The organism is Butyrivibrio sp. XPD2006 (assembly GCF_000420865.1).
Classification (GTDB): Bacteria; Bacillota; Clostridia; order Lachnospirales; family Lachnospiraceae; genus Butyrivibrio.
This window is the reverse complement of the sequence record NZ_ATVT01000001.1, coordinates 313,387-330,148: the sequence shown is the minus strand read 5'-3', so window position 1 is coordinate 330,148 and position 16,762 is coordinate 313,387. Positions and strand designations below refer to the sequence as shown.

The 16,762-nt window shown below is 41.7% G+C and carries 17 protein-coding genes; all 17 read right to left on the bottom strand.

Annotation, left to right across the window (positions count from 1 at the left end; all coding sequences use genetic code 11):
• Positions 1 to 6: 6 nt before the first annotated feature.
• A complete protein-coding gene (hisIE, locus tag G590_RS20970; RefSeq protein WP_022763904.1) occupies positions 7 to 1,314 on the bottom strand; it encodes a bifunctional phosphoribosyl-AMP cyclohydrolase/phosphoribosyl-ATP diphosphatase HisIE in 1,308 nt (435 codons plus the stop codon).
• 2 nt (positions 1,315 to 1,316) lie between these two features.
• Positions 1,317 to 1,907, bottom strand: a complete 591-nt coding sequence (gene hisB, locus G590_RS0101510; protein WP_022763903.1) for an imidazoleglycerol-phosphate dehydratase HisB — start codon at positions 1,905 to 1,907, stop codon at positions 1,317 to 1,319.
• Positions 1,908 to 2,090: 183 nt separating this feature from the next.
• Complete coding sequence (gene hisD / locus G590_RS0101505; RefSeq protein ID WP_022763902.1) at positions 2,091 to 3,380, bottom strand: histidinol dehydrogenase; 1,290 nt, start codon at positions 3,378 to 3,380, stop codon at positions 2,091 to 2,093.
• Positions 3,381 to 4,019 carry an ATP phosphoribosyltransferase gene (hisG, locus tag G590_RS0101500; RefSeq protein WP_022767174.1) on the bottom strand — a complete coding sequence of 213 codons (639 nt, stop codon included), beginning with the start codon at positions 4,017 to 4,019 and terminating at the stop codon, positions 3,381 to 3,383. It lies immediately after the preceding gene.
• Between the two features lie 11 nt (positions 4,020 to 4,030).
• A complete protein-coding gene (gene hisZ / locus G590_RS18030; protein WP_022763900.1) occupies positions 4,031 to 5,146 on the bottom strand; it encodes an ATP phosphoribosyltransferase regulatory subunit in 1,116 nt (371 codons plus the stop codon).
• Positions 5,147 to 5,237: 91 nt separating this feature from the next.
• Positions 5,238 to 5,777 carry a Holliday junction resolvase RecU gene (locus G590_RS0101490; protein ID WP_022763899.1) on the bottom strand — a complete coding sequence of 180 codons (540 nt, stop codon included), beginning with the start codon at positions 5,775 to 5,777 and terminating at the stop codon, positions 5,238 to 5,240.
• Between the two features lie 9 nt (positions 5,778 to 5,786).
• On the bottom strand, positions 5,787 to 6,761 hold the full coding sequence (locus tag G590_RS0101485) for an RluA family pseudouridine synthase (protein ID WP_022763898.1): 975 nt from the start codon (positions 6,759 to 6,761) through the stop codon (positions 5,787 to 5,789).
• An 8-nt stretch (positions 6,762 to 6,769) separates the two neighbouring features.
• The gene (locus tag G590_RS20275) at positions 6,770 to 7,369 is read right to left on the bottom strand and encodes a hypothetical protein (protein ID WP_022763897.1); all 600 of its coding nucleotides are present in this window, start codon (positions 7,367 to 7,369) and stop codon (positions 6,770 to 6,772) included.
• The gene (locus G590_RS0101475; RefSeq protein WP_022763896.1) at positions 7,369 to 8,028 is read right to left on the bottom strand and encodes an HAD family hydrolase; all 660 of its coding nucleotides are present in this window, start codon (positions 8,026 to 8,028) and stop codon (positions 7,369 to 7,371) included. The genes G590_RS20275 and G590_RS0101475 overlap by 1 nt, the downstream gene beginning before the upstream one ends.
• 8 nt (positions 8,029 to 8,036) lie before the next feature.
• Entirely contained in the window at positions 8,037 to 8,768 is a 732-nt protein-coding gene (locus G590_RS0101470; protein WP_022763895.1) for a pseudouridine synthase, read from the bottom strand.
• 10 nt (positions 8,769 to 8,778) lie between these two features.
• Positions 8,779 to 9,834: an N-acetylmuramoyl-L-alanine amidase family protein gene (locus G590_RS0101465; protein ID WP_022763894.1), complete on the bottom strand. Its 1,056-nt coding sequence runs from the start codon at positions 9,832 to 9,834 to the stop codon at positions 8,779 to 8,781.
• 70 nt (positions 9,835 to 9,904) lie between these two features.
• Positions 9,905 to 10,603 carry a vacuolar family H+-ATPase subunit H gene (locus G590_RS0101460; RefSeq protein WP_022763893.1) on the bottom strand — a complete coding sequence of 233 codons (699 nt, stop codon included), beginning with the start codon at positions 10,601 to 10,603 and terminating at the stop codon, positions 9,905 to 9,907.
• A 17-nt stretch (positions 10,604 to 10,620) separates the two neighbouring features.
• Positions 10,621 to 11,106, bottom strand: a complete 486-nt coding sequence (gene coaD, locus G590_RS0101455) for a pantetheine-phosphate adenylyltransferase (protein WP_022763892.1) — start codon at positions 11,104 to 11,106, stop codon at positions 10,621 to 10,623.
• Positions 11,103 to 11,663, bottom strand: coding sequence for a 16S rRNA (guanine(966)-N(2))-methyltransferase RsmD (gene rsmD / locus G590_RS0101450; RefSeq protein WP_022763891.1), 561 nt, complete (start codon positions 11,661 to 11,663; stop codon positions 11,103 to 11,105). Before rsmD ends, coaD begins: the two co-directional genes overlap by 4 nt.
• On the bottom strand, positions 11,660 to 13,897 hold the full coding sequence (locus G590_RS0101445) for a DNA gyrase/topoisomerase IV subunit A (protein WP_022763890.1): 2,238 nt from the start codon (positions 13,895 to 13,897) through the stop codon (positions 11,660 to 11,662). Before G590_RS0101445 ends, rsmD begins: the two co-directional genes overlap by 4 nt.
• Before the next feature lie 12 nt (positions 13,898 to 13,909).
• The gene (locus tag G590_RS0101440) at positions 13,910 to 15,832 is read right to left on the bottom strand and encodes a DNA gyrase/topoisomerase IV subunit B (protein WP_022763889.1); all 1,923 of its coding nucleotides are present in this window, start codon (positions 15,830 to 15,832) and stop codon (positions 13,910 to 13,912) included.
• A 35-nt stretch (positions 15,833 to 15,867) separates the two neighbouring features.
• Positions 15,868 to 16,737 carry a DegV family protein gene (locus tag G590_RS0101435; RefSeq protein ID WP_022763888.1) on the bottom strand — a complete coding sequence of 290 codons (870 nt, stop codon included), beginning with the start codon at positions 16,735 to 16,737 and terminating at the stop codon, positions 15,868 to 15,870.
• Positions 16,738 to 16,762 lie beyond the last annotated feature (25 nt).

Sequence of the window (16,762 nt, the reverse complement as noted above, 5' to 3'; positions counted from 1 at the left end):
CTTTCCTTATCGTCTTGACAGTTCGTCGGTTATATCCTCCCAGCTGACATTTTTAACAGCCATGAGGACCATCATATGATACAGGAAATCACTCATTTCGTAAATAACTTCATTTTCGTTCGGGTTTTTGGCGGCTATAACCATCTCGGTTGCCTCTTCTCCGATCTTCTTCAGGATCTTATCGATACCTTTTTCGTATAGGTAGTTCGTGTATGAACCTTCTCTTGGATTATCCTTTCTGTCCTTAATAACCTCATATACAGCATCAAGCACCTTCTGAGGATTCTTCTCGGAATAATCCTTTTTGGCTATCTCATTAAAGAAACATGAGTAGCTTCCGGTGTGACATGCAGCTCCGATTTGCTTAACTTTTGCAAGAATCGTATCCAGATCACAATCTGCAGTAAGCGATTTTACATACTGGAAATGAGAACTTGTCTCACCCTTTACCCAGAGCTCATTCCTGCTTCTGCTGTAATAGGTCATCTTGCCTGTAAGAAGAGTATTGTTATATGCTTCCTCATTCATATAAGCAAGCATGAGAACCTGATCTGTTCTGTAATCCTGTACAATAACCGGAACCATACCGTCTGAATTCTTCTTGAGCTGTTCCCAGGTAAATGCAGGCTCTAACGCGCTTATCTTAAGCCCCTTTGATGTTAAAAGATCTTTTATCTGATTGATACGTTCTGCATTAGCATTGACGTTTGTTCCGGAAACCGCATCAATAAAGCCATACTTAAAAAACATCTCTTCCGGATGATCTTTGTAAGGCAGTTCCTTAGCATCAAACACAACCATTACAGGAAGTCCCAAGCCGGGATCTGTAATTTTGTCCTGATCTTTTGTAACCAGAACCAGCTCTGAAGCGTAGCTCAAAACATCATCTTTGTTTGTAATCACAGTATCTGCGTTTTCATAGCAGACTACTATTTTTTCTTTTCCAAATTTATCGGAGACTTCCTTCAGGATCTCAATATTGCCCTCTTTTGAGAAGTTCAGAGCAGCTCTTTTACAACCGGCGTATAGGAGCTTTTTGATGTCCTCCATTCTCTTTACATTGCCTGCACCGATTACAGGAACATCCACAGTCTTACAGATGTCCTTGATCACATCAAGAGATTCTTCATGAGCTTTGTCATCACCGGCAGGAGAAAGATCAAAGACTATAATTTCGTCAGCATTTGAATTTGAAAGGCGCTCAGCTTCACTTACCGCATCAAAATCACATACGCTGTCACTCCCAAAACCTTCCATGGCTCTTCCGTTTTTCAGGTAAATTGCTCCGACTATCTTTTTAACGTTATTTCCCATAATCAAAGTGCTCCTTTTGTACTGAGTACGCCTTCAATCCTAGGATCGATCATAGATGCTTCATCAAGGGCTTTTGCAAAGGCTTTGAAGATCGCTTCAATCTTGTGATGATCGTTGGATCCGTTTAATACTTTTATGTGAAGGTTCATAGCTGCCGAGTAAGATACTGCATAGAAAAACTCTTTAACAAGCTGTGTATCAAAATCCCCGACCATTGGTGCGCTAAACTCTGCATCCATAACAAAATATGGTCTTCCGCAAAGATCTATAGCACACATAACAAGAGTTTCATCCATCGGGAGTATCATGCTTCCATAGCGCTTGATCCCCTTTTTATCGCCTAAAGCTTTTGAAATAGCCTGTCCAAGCACGATTCCGGTGTCTTCAACAGTGTGATGACCATCAACATGAAGATCGCCATTTACTGTGACATCCATGTCATAAAAGCCATGTTTTGTAAATCCCTGAAGCATATGATCGAAGAATCCTATACCGGTTGTGATGTTTGAAGTGCCGGACCCGTCAAGATTCAAAGAAACCTTTATGTCAGTTTCTTGCGTTTTTCGTGTCACTTCTGCAACTCTTTTTTCCATAGCTTGTGTCTCCTTATATGCAGCTTACAAAATATTGTGAATTTCAATTATAAACAATATGTAAACTTGCATTTTATATACGTTTTAGAAAGTAAACTTGCAATTTTAATGCCATATGGAACGATTACATGTGTAATTTTATACCATTGACCAGTCGAGTCGTATTGACCATTCCGGATAATCCTACTCGAATCTCACAGCGATTGAATTCGCATGTGCCGTAAGTCCTTCCTGCTTGGCGAATAATTCAATATCACCGTGTACCTTTTCAAGAGCAGTTCTTGAATATGAGATAATACTTGTTTTCTTAACAAAATCATCCACAGAAAGCGGTGAAAAGAACCTTGCTGTCCTGTTTGTAGGAAGAATATGATTCGGTCCTGCGTAATAATCACCAAGAGGCTCTGACGAATAATCCCCAAGGAAAATAGCACCTGCATTCTTAATTTTTGTCATAGTCTCATACGGATTAGCGGTTATAATTTCAAGGTGTTCAGAAGCAACAGCATTGGCAGCTTCTATCGCATCATCCATATTGTCTGCAACAAAAATATATCCATAGTTATCTAATGACTTCTTTATTATATCCGCTCTTGAAAGAGTCTGCAAAAATCCATCTATTTCCTCGGATACTTTATCTGCAAGCTGCTGGGATGTTGTTATTAAAATAGCACTTGCCATTTCATCATGTTCAGCCTGTGATAAAAGATCCGCAGCCACATATCTTGCATTGGCCGTCTCATCTGCAAGAACAAGTATCTCGCTGGGACCTGCTATGGAATCAATTGAAACATGTCCAAAACATGCTTTCTTGGCCAATGCAACGAAGATATTGCCAGGACCTGTAATCTTATCAACCTTCGGCACAGATTCTGTTCCGAATGCCATAGCTGCTATCGCCTGTGCTCCGCCTACTTTATAGCCTTCCGTAACACCTGCTATGTCAGCTGCAACCAAAGTTCCGGGATTAACCTTACCGTCTTTTCCGGGAGGTGTGCACATTACAATTTTCTCAACACCTGCCACCTTTGCAGGAACTACATTCATTAGAACGCTCGAAGGATAGGCAGCCTTTCCGCCCGGAACATATACACCTGAAATCTCTATAGGAAGAATTCTCTGGCCAAGAATGCTTCCATCTTCTTTGGTATCTATCCATGTGTTTCTTTTTTGTTTCTCGTGGAATGCCCTTATATTCTCAGCGCTTCTCTTCATAACTTCAACAAACTCAGGATCAAGCGCTTTGTACGCCTCTTCAATCTCCTGTTTTGTTATTCTGATGCTCGTAGCATCAATCACACATTTGTCAAACTTTTCAGTATATTCAAAAAGAGCCTTGTCGCCGTTTTTACGAATATCATTTATTATTCCGTTAACTGTATCTTCATACTCTCCGTAACTTCCGGGGTTTCTGTTAAGAAGGTTGCCCAAAAGCTCTTTCTTGGTCTCTTCAGTAAGTTTAAGTGTTCTCATTTATTCCAGATTCTCCTTAATATCATTTATAAGCTTTCTGATGCGTTCAGTCTCCATCTGCATACTTACCTGATTAACTATCATCCTTGCAGAAAGAGGACAGATTTCCTCAAGTACTTCGAGGCCGTTCTCACGAAGCGTTGAACCGGTCTCTACGATATCAACTATAACATCTGACAGATTAACAATAGGTCCCAGTTCAACAGATCCGTTAAGTTTGATTATATCAACAGTCTGATGTTTCTTGTTGTAGAAATAATCCTTGGCAATGTTGGGATACTTGCTGGCAACTCTTATCATCTCACGATGTTCCAAAAGCTCTTTTGCCTCATGAGGACCGCAGACACACATTCTGCACTTTCCAAAACCAAGATCCAAAACCTCATATACCCTTCTGTTCTCTTCAAGAATGGTATCAGCTCCAACAATGCCTATATCAGCAGCGCCGTATTCAACATATGTCGGAACATCCGGTCCTTTTGCCAGGAAGAACTTCAGCTTAAGCTCTTCATTTGTAAAAATAAGCTTCCTTGTCTTTTTATCCAGAATCTCTTCGCACTCTATGCCACATTTATTAAGAATTTCCATGGTAGAGTTTACGAGACGCCCTTTTCCGAGGGCAAATGTAAGATATCTCATATTGTCACCCATTATGCCTTTCTGTAATCCAGTGCAACCTTCCGGCCATCTTTTCTCATCTTTATAGCCTCTGAAAGCTGCGGTCCAAAATTCTCTTCATCAAACTCCATGATTACAGTCTGCTTCTCATGCTCCATTTCTACATTCTGCCTGTAAAGAGCTGACATAAGATCATCTAACAGGATCACGAAGCCAATTGCCGGTGCATCCTGGCCGTATTTGCCAAGTAGTGTATTGTATCTGCCTCCTTTTGCAATGGCATCGCCTACACCATAGGTATACGCACTAAAAATGACACCTGTGTAATAATTGAATTTACTCAGCATTCCAAGGTCAAAAGACACATACTGTGTAACATCATACTCTTTCAATACCTGATAAAGTCTTTTAAGACGCTTTATCGCATTTAGAGATCTCTCATTTGAAACCTGTTCCTGAGCCTTATCCAATGCATCGTCAGAGCCGATGAATTCTGCCACCTTTACGATCAGGTTCTTGTACTTTTCAGGGATGTTGCGTTCAACCATTATGTTCTCAGCAGCAAAATAGTTCTTCTGAACGATCTGCTCTCTTATCATAACTTCAGTTTCAGCATCAATTCCGGCTTCCTCACAGATTCCCTTGTAGTACTCAGCATCTCCGATGCTAACTTGGAAATCCTTAAGGCCTGAGCTCAAGAGAGATTCTATTAAAAGAGCTATCATCTCAGCATCAGCATATACAGAATCATCCTGGAAAAACTCAACACCGATATTATAGTTCTCCTTGAGCTTCCCCTGCAGACTGGATGTATTCATAAAAGTACTGCCCTGGTAAACAACTCTTACAGGCTTCTTATCTTCAAGCATCACCTTGGATGCGCATCTTGCTATTGATGGAGTAAAGTCAGGACGAAGAACCATTGTATTTCCGTCCTTGTCAAAGAACTTATAAAGCTCTCTTGCATCACCTGCATTTATCTCCTGAGCAAATACGTCAAAGAATTCAAATGTAGGTGTATCGATATCTTCATATCCGTAAAGCTTCATCTTTTCATGGATTTTGTCCCTGATTATGAGTCTGTCGCTGCATTCAGATCCGTAAATATCTCTCACTCCGTCGGGAGTATGTAATAGTACTTTGTTCATGTCAACCTCACTTTAGTAATGCGCAGTGCTACTTCGATAATTCGCTACCATAGAAAAGAGTTTACATTATATCAAACAATATGTCAAACAATTATTCCCTCTCTTCAAGGTCAATCTGCATGGCGTCAAGAAAAGGAATCAGAAGCCCCGGATCCCTGTGGGGCTTTATTACATATTTAAGGTCCAGCTCATCATGTCTGAAGCTCTTTCTGCCACCGGCCTGAGCTCTGTCCCAGAATATACGAAGTTTTCTGTAGGGAAGATAATAGAATTCGTCCAGAGACGTAAAATAAATAAGAAAAAAAGCAACTCCATTCTGCTCCTCAAAGCTTTGCATGAAGTTAACCTGGTGCTGATGAATATTTTGCAGCGCAAAAGATGTTGTGGCACATTCCTTCGCATCAAAGCATACAGGAATACCCTGGACCGCACCGATGTAGTCCACGGTTGATTTCTGATCAAAGTAGGCAAGAGTTATATGTCTTGTCTCTTTCTCAATGTTTATAGGTGTAATTGGAGTGGGAATTTTCTGAATAAGACAAAGTCCAAGTTCAAGGTACCTCTCATTTGTTCTGTTGACCATGTCTTCAAGCGTGGATCCCCTGAGTCCACGAGATTTCCATGTAGGCATATATACCTCTTATTCAAAAATATCGAATTCTTTTGGAAGCGGTGCAATAAACTCTTTTCCCGAAAGTGATGAAAACGGCTCATCAAGGCCTTGTGGGAACTGTAGTCTGTAGCTGTGAAGAAGCTGATAGTTTATTTTTTTATATGCACTTCCACCATATTTAATATCGCCGATGATAGGATGCCCGATACTTGAAAGATGAGCCCTTATCTGATGCGGTTTTCCTGTTATAAGCTTAACTTCTAGCATTGTAAGCGAGCTTTCACTGTTATACCCCACAACATGAAACTCAGTTTCGATGTAAGAAAAATCCGGATTATGAGGATCCTTATCAAGAATGACAACTTTATTCTTTTTCTCATCCTTGGACAGATAACCTTTTAGCGAAAAATCCTTATCTATCTTTCCTTTTACAAGAGTTCTGTAAAACTTACCAACGTTTCTGTCCTTGATGAGCTCATTCATCTTACGGGCTCCTGTGAGGGATTTTGCGCATATTACAATCCCACTGGTGTTTCTGTCCAGCCTGTTGCATATGGATGGTCTGTAGGTTTCAAGGCTATCCACAGTTATATCGCCTTTATCAAGGAGATAGCCGATAAGCCATTCATTCAGGCTGTAATCTTCTTTTTGCGCCTTCTGTGACAGAACTCCCGCCGGTTTATCTACAAGAACTATATTGTCATCCTCGTAGATTACAGTAAGCTTTCCAAGCTTCTCATAAGCCTTAAGCTCAGGCTCTAAAGAATCCTTTAAAGTGCCCTTACCTCTGAATTTATTTAAAGTATCATCAGTAAAGAAGATCTTTATTACATCTCCTTTTTTTAGCTTCTCCGAGCCATCAGACTTTTTGTCGTTAAGGGTTATGTTCTTTTTTCTCAGCATCTTATAAATAAAGCCACCGGATGCTTCTTTTAAGTACCCCTTAAGAAAGCTGTCAAAGCGTTTATCCTGTTCGTTTTCTCCAACTATGATCTCTTTCATTCATCCGCCTATAAAGATATAGATAAAAGTATTCCCGCAGCTGTCTGAGCCGTTCCGGGGACCCATGAATCCTCTATTGCCTGTGGATCGATATTCTTGTCGCTTCTGAGCTTTTCCAGCTGATCAAGCCTTGAACAGAAGCTGTCGAGCTTGTCAAACACCTTTATGCTGTAATTTGAATATCCGCCCTGTGCCATCATTTTTTTGATGTGTTTCTCTATGTCATCTGTATCAGCAGCATCATCAGAGCATAAGCAGCAGATATTCTTATCAAGTACTGTAGAAGCAGCTACATTAAAGTTCTTGTCATAGCTTGTGATCACATGATCGTAATTTATTAAAAGTCCGCCTCGGTGCGCCTCAATTTCCCTGTGAGCATCATCACTGCAGGCCTTGGCCTTGAGAAACATTATCATATTGACTGCGCTCCAGCCTGTAGGAAGACATCCCAGCGCTGCTATTATGGAAAAGACATTTTTCTGTGTGCCATTGATAGCAAGACCTATTAAAAATATTCCTACAGAAGCCGCAAGACAAATGACAGTCCTTACGGTTGTGATCTTCTTTCTGTAAGCTATATAACCAAAGTCGCCTTTATACTTTTTCATTATTCTGTATATCCCCAATAATCTTCAATATAGTCATCTGCCAGTTCCTTCTTCACATCGTCGCTGTGCCTTGAGTAATCATCACTGACAGCAACAACGGTCATACCTGCGTTTTTGGCAGCTTTAATTCCATCAACCAGATCTTCAAATACAAGACACCTTGAAGGCTCTGCTCCAAGCTCCTCTGCAACGGTTAGATAAATATCCGGTGCAGGCTTACCCTTGACTACCTGTGTCCCTGATTTGACGCTCTGGAACTTGTCTTTTATACCATGAGAAGAAAGGACCTGATTTATCAGTTCTGTCGAGTTACTGGATGCAATGCCAAGCTTTATCCCATTTTGCATGCATCGGTCCAAAAACTTCGAAACACCTTCTTTTAAAGGTACTTCATTGGTATATTTATCCCAAGCCATCTTATTCCAGTCGTCTCCGATTTTCTCGATAGAATCGGAAAGGTTGAACCTGTCCTTAAAATACCTTGCAGTCTCAACAAAACTTCTTCCGCCTATATCCTTCTGCAGGGTCTTGGGCGCTTCTATTCCATGTCCTGCCAGATACTCTATATCTATAGCCTTCCACATCCACATGGAATCAACAAGTGATCCGTCAAGATCAAAGATCACTGCCTCAAAATCGTTTAAATTAATATCTTTCATACAAAATCCTATTTCTTTAATTCGTTTATTTCCTGATCGGTAAGTTCTCTGTAGTCTCCCGGTTTAAGATCATCATCCAGCTTAAGGCTCCCCATGGAAAGACGCCTAAGGAAAACAACCTCATTGTCAACTGCTTCCAGCATCCTCTTCACCTGATGGAATCGTCCTTCATGAATAGTAAGGAAAATTACAGGATTCCCTTCAGCGTCTTCCTCTTCTGCCACCTGTACCTTAGCAGGGAGAGTTAAATCAACACTTCCGTCGTCATTTTTATCTCCGATATTGACACCGTTTTCCAGTTTCTCTATGTCTGTTTCTTTCAAAGGCTTACTGATATGTACTTCATATACCTTGTCCACATGCTTCTTGGGAGATAACAGCTTATGGATCAGATCCCCATCATCGGTTAAAAGAAGCAGTCCCTCTGTATCAATATCAAGCCTTCCGCAGGGAGAAAGCCCTTTTATGTTTTCTCCTGCCAGAAGATCCAGAACTGTCTCATTTCTTCCATCTCTTGTTGCTGATACGACGCCTGCAGGCTTATTCAGGAGATAGTAATGGAACTTACTGTATCTAAGAGGTACCCCGTCAAATGCTATCTCATCATTGTTCTCATCAATGTGAACATCAGCTTTAGCTGCCGGAACACCGTTTACAGTACACCGTCCGTTCTTGACATACTCTTTTATCTGCTTTCTTGTGCCTATATTGAGTTCTGAAAGAAACTTATCTAATCTCAACTTCTCACCTTTAATAATTAAATGTTGCCGCTACCTGAACAGGATTGCTAAGGCTTCCCTTTTCATAGTTGTTATACGAAGCGCAAACAATAGTTGGATTTACAGTTCCACTCGGGACTTTAACATTAAAGGATTGTGTTTCTTTGGTTCTGTCCCACATCTGCAATATGTTAAAGCTCTTGCCTCCGTCATAGCTGTACGTAAAGTATATTACAGGGCTCTGTGAATCCCTGGTAGACATCTCCACAAGAACATTTCCACTGGAAATATCATAATTAAGGACCTTTATCTCACATTTCTCAGGTCCTGTCTCATCCTGATAAAGAACTCTTCCCGGCTTTTTGACAGATGCGTACTTAAATCCTGAATAATCAGCTCCCGTAATAGATGACTTAAGCTTGAAGTACTTGGCAATCGCCGTAGCATCTGCTACAGCAAGTTTATTGATAAAATCTCCTTCTTTGATCTTGGAAACGTCATATCCGTGGTCAAGGTATGCATGCTCCATTATTACGCAGGGCATATTCCTGGCTACGCAGGCTCTTATTATTCCGTAATAATCTTTTCCGGATGATCCTATTCTTGTTTTAACGCCTTTCTGATAAAGGCCAAGTTCATTCCACTGTGACTGTACAATATTGCCAAACTCAGAGCCTGCCACATAATAATTGCCGAAGGTTGAGGTCCATACTTCTGAACCGTAGAATGCATGGTCACCGGATGCATTAAAGTGAATACTGAACACGAAATCAGCACCGACACTCTTGGCGTAAGCAGCTCTGTCCTCCAGCGATATTGCAGTATCTGTAGTCCTTGTGGTATAAACAGTAATCCCGTCGTATTTCTCAAGTTCAGCCTTTAGAGCATTTGCCACTCTCAGAGTCAGCTCTTTTTCTGACAGTCCGTTGTACTGTGCTCCCAGATTTCTGTCCCCCTCGCCGCCATGTCCGGGATCTATCACTACAACTACATTTTTAGGTGCAGCAAAAGACTTTGTGGAAGCAGCTCCAAGCACTGTCAAAAATACCATGATAAAGGTAAATACATACGCAATACTTCTTTTCATCCAAATACCCCCGAGTCGTATAAAGATAAAAAGCTGTCGCAAAAATGCGGCAGCTCTTAGTAATCGCTACTTAATTAAGCATATCAAGATTTAAACTTCCATCATTTGAAGCTCCGCCAACCTGATCCTCTGTTGTAGCAGCATTTGCACCGGAAGAACCGCTAACAGGAGGACGAAGGTCTGCTCTGTTAGACTTGATTATCTCACTGTACTGTGTAAGTGCTGAGAGAATGCTGTCATTGCTCTGAGTTACCTCTTTTACAATGTTGATGCTGTTCTGCTTGACTGACTCGATGATCTCGTCGTTGTTTTTGCTTGTAGCATCAATAGACTGATTGATAATGGAATCCACATTCTCAAGAAGCTGATCTGTGTACTGCACAGCAGCTGCCTTCATTTCGTTGGCTTCTATTGTTGCTTTGTCAAGGATATCCTTGGCCTGGGCAGCAGCCTGTGAAATAACTTCATTGGCCTGAGCATACGCCTGCTGCATGATCTCATGCTCGTTGATAAGCTCGTTGGTGTGTGCTGTTGCCTCGTCAATAAGCTCCTGAGCTTTCTTACGGGCATCATTTAAAATAGCTTCCTTGTTGCTGATTATCTTCTGATATCTCTTGATCTCTTCAGGAGTCTTGCTTCTAAGCTCTCTTAAAAGCTCGTCGATCTCCTCTTTATTGACAATGATCTTAGTCTGAGATAAAGGCTGTGGTTTGCAATTATCAATATATGTCTCGATCTCATCAATAAGCTGTTCTATTCTGCTTGTCATGATAAATACCCCCGACTTTATTTATATCCGTATTTTTTGTACAGCTCTTCGCCAACAAAATCTGAAACGCAAGGTGTAATATCCCCATTATAGCTTGCGATCTCTTTTACAACAGAACTGCTCAGATATGAGTATTCAAGGCTCGTTGTAAGAAATACGGTATCCACCTCATGATGTGATAATTCTCTGTTGATCTGTGAAATCTGAAGTTCATACTCAAAATCAGTTACAGCACGAAGACCACGTATAATAATATGTATCTGATTCTGTTTGCAATAATCTATAAGAAGTCCGTCAAAAGACTCGATTTTCACATTTGGCAGGTCTTTCACAGATTCTTTTAACATTTTAACACGTTCATCAAGGGTAAACAATGGAGATTTGGTCGAATTGGTCATTACAGCAACGATCACTTCATCAAACATGGCCGATGCGCGCTTGATAATATCCAAATGTCCAAGTGTCACCGGATCAAAACTTCCGGGATATACAGCAGTCTTCATACACACTTAGCCTTTCTGTAAAGGAATACATGTTTATTGGTCTTATATTCTTTTTCTCTTCTGACTTCAAATCCATAGTCGTCCGCAAAAGAGAAATCATAGTTTTTGTCGCTCTCGACAATGATCATTGTGTTCTCGGTTACATAGCTCATCTGCGAAAGCTGAGAGAGTGTTCTCTCATACAGCTCACCCTGATACGGAGGGTCTATGAAGATAATATCAACTTCACTTTCCTTGATGCTGCGCAGTGCCAGGACAACATCCTGTTTGAGCACAGTTGCACTCTCCTCAAAATGTGTTGTCTTTAAATTCTGCAGAATGCATTTGTATGCACTCATTGCATTCTCTACAAAATAAGCTCTGCTTGCACCTCTTGAGAGTGCCTCTATTCCGATTCCTCCGCTTCCGGCGAACAGGTCAACAAATACAGATCCCGGAACCTGATTCTGGATCATGTTAAAAAGAGTCTCTTTTATCCTGTCCTGCGTTGGTCTTGTGTCATTTCCTTCAGGAGTTACAAGTCTAAGTCTCCTGGCAGATCCTGCAATTACTCTCATAATCTTACCTTTGTTCCTTTTGTATCTCTGCTTGTGATCTTTAGGTGTCCGAGATGAAGCTCCTTGCCGTTGTGTTCTATACTTCTCTCTTCCATGTCATTTAAGAAGAATACATCTCTAATATAGTCATTCTTGGTAAGTCTCATACCCCTTACACCGACAGCTGCTTTCTTTTTCTCAGGTACGGTATCAATCAGGAACCTGAGGAAATATCCGTCATTGGTGCGAAGTACAAGAGTCTTCTGCGTCCTGATCACTTCTACGCTGACCACTTCATCGTTATCCATAAGCTTAGTGGCAGCAACTGTTCTCTTTGATACATCAAACTCTCCGCCGTCGACAACCTTCATCATGGCATTCTTGGTTGTAAAGAGCAGTCTGTAGAGATTGAGATCAGACTGACTTGACGCCATGATTATGGTTTCCTTGGATGTATCAAAATTGCTTACATTGTCGATAGGAATACCTTTATCTCTCATCTTGCCCTGAGGAAGATCCATAGCCTTGACGGTATGAAGGTTTCCTGTATTTGTAAAGAAACAGATCTTGCCGGTATTCTTCATGATGAATGAATACTTAAACTCAGCCTGTATTGTCTCCTTATTTTTCTCATATGTAGAAGCATCGATGGTTTTGGCATATCCGAATCTGTCCATGATAAATGCCACATCCATTTCTTCTACAGGCTTTTCTTCGTAAACTGCGCTCTCTCTGTTGTCAATGACAGTCTTTCTAGCCTTATGATACTCCTTCTTGATCGCAACAAGCTCATTCTGGATCACCATTGACATTGACTCGTGACTTTCAAGAATGTCCTCATATCTGTAAATATTGGCAACTGTCTCCTCGTGTTCTTTGATAAGAGCTTCGAGTTCAAGACCGATGAGCTTATACAGTCTCATCTCAAGGATGGCATCAGCCTGTGCTTCTGTGAAAAGAAGCTGGGCTGCCATAGCCTTGGATTCTCTTGATTTAAAATTGATTCCTTCTGTATTGCCGTTAACAAGGCAGTCCTTGGCCATTGCTCTGTCCTTAGAGCCTCTGAGTATCTCAATAACAAGATCAATAACGTTGCAGGCCTTTATAAGACCTTCCTGAATCTCTTTCTTGTCCTGCTCCTTTTTAAGAAGTGTCTGATATTTTCTTGTTGCTATCTCAAACTGGAAATCCGCACAGGCACGCATGATCTCCTTTAATGACATTGTCTCGGGACGACCGTTATCAATTGCAAGCATGTTAACGCCAAACGTGTCCTCAAGCTTGGTCTTTTTGTAGAGAAGGTTTGTAAAGTTCTCTACATCAGTATCCTTTTTGAGCTCTATTACAATTCTGATTCCCTCTTTGGAGGACTGGTTTGAAATATCAACAATATCGTTTGTGATCTTCTTCTCAGCAAGCTCCGCCACATCAGCCATAAACTTGCCAATGCCGGCTCCGATCATTGTATAAGGAATCTCAGTGATTACAAGATTAATATGTCCGTTTTTGCCCTTCTCAGTCTCAACCTTACCTCTGATCCTGATCTTACCTGTTCCTGTCTCATAAATCTCAGCAAGTTCATCTTTATTGATGACAATACCGCCTGTAGGGAAATCAGGACCCTTTATATACTTCATCAGCTCTTTGGTTGTAAGAGAGTCATTCTGAATATAAGCGATCTCAGCATCGATTACTTCCGCAAGGTTATGAGGAGGTGTGCTGGTAGCCATACCTACTGCGATACCTTCACTTCCGTTTATAAGGAAATTGGGAATCTTGACAGGAAGGACCGATGGCTCTTTCTCTGTCTCATCAAAATTTGGAAGAAAATCAACGACATTAAGGTTTAAGTCCTCAAGGAAATTCTCCTGGGTAACCTTTGCAAGTCGTGCTTCTGTGTAACGCATGGCAGCAGCGCCATCGCCTTCTATGTTTCCGAAGTTTCCGTGACCGTCAACAAGAGGAATGGCCTTTTTAAAATCCTGCGTCATAACAACAAGACAATCATAGATTGAGCTGTCGCCGTGCGGATGATATTTACCCATTGTATCGCCGACTATTCTTGCGCTCTTTCTGTATGGTCTGTCATATCTGATACCCAGTTCATACATATCGTAGAGAGTTCTTCTCTGAACGGGTTTAAGTCCGTCTCTGATATCCGGAAGTGCACGGGCTACAATAACGCTCATTGCATAGTCGATAAAAGACTTTTGCATGACCTCGGAATATTCAGTTCTGATAATTCTGTCTTCCATTTATATCCATCCTTAAATATCAAGCTCCGCATCAGTTGCATGCAGATGTATAAATTCTCTTCTAGGCGGAACATCAACGCCCATGAGCAGCTCGGTCATCTGTGAAGCCATCTTGGCATCCTCGATCTCAACAAGCTTGAGAAGCCTTCTCTCGGGATCAAGTGTTGTCTCCCAGAGCTGTTCGGGATCCATTTCTCCGAGACCCTTGTATCTCTGCAAAGTAAAGGATTTACCCTTGTGTGCATTCCTGTATTTGGCAAGAGCCACATCGTCATAGAGATACTCTTCCTTGCCCTTACTCGGAAGTGCCTTATAAAGAGGAGGCATTGCAAGATACACATGTCCCTGATATATAAGCTCAGGCATAAATCTGTAGAAAAGAGTAAGAAGCAGCGTTGAAATATGCTCACCGTCAACGTCGGCATCAGCCATGATAATGATCTTGTCATAGCGAAGCTTGTTTATATCAAAGTCATTGCCATATCCTTCAGAGAATCCACAACCGAAAGCATTGATCATGGTCTTGATCTCGGCATTGGCAAGGACTTTGTCGATACTGGCCTTCTCAACATTGAGGATCTTACCTCTGATCGGAAGTATTGCCTGATAATTACGATCTCTGGCCATCTTGGCACTACCGCCGGCAGAATCTCCCTCTACGATAAATATCTCGCACTTGGATGAGTCCTTGCTTATGCAGTTTGCAAGCTTACCGTTTGAATCAAATGAATACTTCTGCTTGGTAAGCATGTTGGTCTTGGCTTTCTCTTCAGTTTTTCTGATCTTGGCTGCCTTCTCGGCACATCCGATAATTGACTTCAGAGTTTCAATATTTCTGTCAAAGAACCTTGTTACTTCATCACCCGTTATCTTTGATACGATTTTGGCAGCATCCTGGTTATCGAGCTTAGTCTTAGTCTGTCCCTCAAATCTAGGATCCGGATGCTTGATTGAAACAACGGCTGTCATTCCGTTTCTGACATCCGTACCGGTAAAGTTGACATCTTTATCTTTGAGGATTCCAAGCTCTCTCGCATACTGATTTATGATATTTGTAAACATTGTCTTGAAGCCGGTAAGATGAGTACCGCCTTCAGCATTGTAGATGTTGTTGCAAAAGCCCAGTACTTCTTCATGGAATTCGTTGACATACTGGAATGCAACCTCAACCTCAACGCCTTCGCTCTCTCCGTTAAAAGAGATAACATCACAGACAGCTTCCTTGGACTTGTTCATGTCCTTGATAAAGCCGGTTATTCCGTCGGGTTCATGGAATTCAATATACTCCTCGACTCCGGGTCTTTTATCCACAAAGACAATAGTAAGCTCAGGGTTAAGATATGCAGTCTCATGAAGCCTTGACTTGATATCGTCCTCTCTGAATCTTGTCTTTTCAAATATGGTATCATCCGGAAGAAAGCTGATGGTCGTTCCCGTTTCTTTGGTCGTACCTACGGTAGGTAAAAGACCGTTCTCCAGCTTGACTGTAGGAATGCCTCTCTCATAGGCATCCTCATAGATATAGCCTTCCCTCTTTACTCTGACTTTAAGCCATGTGGAAAGCGCGTTAACAACGGAGGAACCTACACCGTGTAAGCCTCCGCTGGTCTTATAAGAATTGTTATCGAATTTACCACCTGCATGAAGCATCGTGAGAACAACACGCTCTGCGGTAAAGCCCTTGGCATGCATTCCCACAGGAATTCCTCGACCGTTATCTTCTACAGTCGCGCTGCCGTCCGCTTCCAAAGTCACCGTTATTCTGGAACAATACCCTGCGAGATGCTCGTCGACAGCATTGTCGACAATCTCATATACAAGATGATTAAGTCCCCTGGTTGTTACGCTTCCGATATACATTCCGGGGCGCTTACGCACCGCCTCAAGTCCCTCAAGGACTGTAATGCTGGAAGCTCCATAATCTTGCATAGTCATTAAAAATAACCCCTTTAATTCAATAAATTACTTTTTCATACGTGAAGCTTTTTGGACACTGTAACAGCCAGTGCTCCCGGTCCGATGTGGCATCCGACAGACAGTGACAGCGGATCCATGTGCATCTCATGTCCCGGAAAGGCAGCTTCTACCTCTTTTTTCCATTCCATGGCAGCTTCAAGATTGTTGGTATAAGCTCCGGCAATGATAAAGTCTCCGGCCTCCATACCTCCGAATCTGTTCTCAATATCCGCCTTGATGGCATTTATCATGATGCTCTTTCCCTGAGCAGTAGTTCTTGCTTTGGCAAAAGCATCAAGCTTCTCACCCTGGATCTGAAGTACGGGTTTTAATCTTAAAAGTGTTCCCAGAGCAGCTGCTGCAGGAGTTATTCTTCCTCCCTTTTTGAGATAATAAAGAGTGTCCAGCATAATATAGATACTGGCATCCATCTTTGTCTCAATAAGTTTATCCTTGATCTGCTCTGCAGTGTAACCAGCATCTGCCATAGCCTTGGCATCAAGTGCAGATTGCCTCTGAGTTACGGAAATCCTCTGGTTGTCTATTACAAAGACCTTGCCCTCATATTCCTCCTGAGCAAGCATATACGCACTCTGACATGAACCCGAAAGTCCGCTGCTCATCGGAATGTAGATTATCTGATCATAATCCTTAAGAACTTTGTCCCACAGTGTTAAAAGAGATTCAGGCGTAGGCTGACTGGTTGAAACCGTCGCATCCTCAGCAAGCTTCTCATAGAACTGGCCCTGGGTTAAGTTGATATCCTCAAAGAAGTCTTCACCATTTATCATAAATGGCATAGGCACAACGAAAATACCGAGTTTATCAGCCTCTTTTTGGGTAATACCACTGTTACTGTCAGTAATAATAGCAATCTTAGACATATGATTGGCTGGCAAATGCCAACAC

Coding starts and splice junctions, on each gene's coding strand:
- hisIE (WP_022763904.1), bottom strand. CDS start 1,314: ATGGGAAATAACGTTAAAAAGATAGTCGGAGCAATTTACCTGAAAAAC.
- hisB (WP_022763903.1), bottom strand. CDS start 1,907: ATGGAAAAAAGAGTTGCAGAAGTGACACGAAAAACGCAAGAAACTGAC.
- hisD (WP_022763902.1), bottom strand. CDS start 3,380: ATGAGAACACTTAAACTTACTGAAGAGACCAAGAAAGAGCTTTTGGGC.
- hisG (WP_022767174.1), bottom strand. CDS start 4,019: ATGAGATATCTTACATTTGCCCTCGGAAAAGGGCGTCTCGTAAACTCT.
- hisZ (WP_022763900.1), bottom strand. CDS start 5,146: ATGAACAAAGTACTATTACATACTCCCGACGGAGTGAGAGATATTTAC.
- G590_RS0101490 (WP_022763899.1), bottom strand. CDS start 5,777: ATGCCTACATGGAAATCTCGTGGACTCAGGGGATCCACGCTTGAAGAC.
- G590_RS0101485 (WP_022763898.1), bottom strand. CDS start 6,761: ATGAAAGAGATCATAGTTGGAGAAAACGAACAGGATAAACGCTTTGAC.
- G590_RS20275 (WP_022763897.1), bottom strand. CDS start 7,369: ATGAAAAAGTATAAAGGCGACTTTGGTTATATAGCTTACAGAAAGAAG.
- G590_RS0101475 (WP_022763896.1), bottom strand. CDS start 8,028: ATGAAAGATATTAATTTAAACGATTTTGAGGCAGTGATCTTTGATCTT.
- G590_RS0101465 (WP_022763894.1), bottom strand. CDS start 9,834: ATGAAAAGAAGTATTGCGTATGTATTTACCTTTATCATGGTATTTTTG.
- G590_RS0101460 (WP_022763893.1), bottom strand. CDS start 10,603: ATGACAAGCAGAATAGAACAGCTTATTGATGAGATCGAGACATATATT.
- coaD (WP_022763892.1), bottom strand. CDS start 11,106: ATGAAGACTGCTGTATATCCCGGAAGTTTTGATCCGGTGACACTTGGA.
- rsmD (WP_022763891.1), bottom strand. CDS start 11,663: ATGAGAGTAATTGCAGGATCTGCCAGGAGACTTAGACTTGTAACTCCT.
- G590_RS0101445 (WP_022763890.1), bottom strand. CDS start 13,897: ATGGAAGACAGAATTATCAGAACTGAATATTCCGAGGTCATGCAAAAG.
- G590_RS0101440 (WP_022763889.1), bottom strand. CDS start 15,832: ATGACTATGCAAGATTATGGAGCTTCCAGCATTACAGTCCTTGAGGGA.
- G590_RS0101435 (WP_022763888.1), bottom strand. CDS start 16,737: ATGTCTAAGATTGCTATTATTACTGACAGTAACAGTGGTATTACCCAA.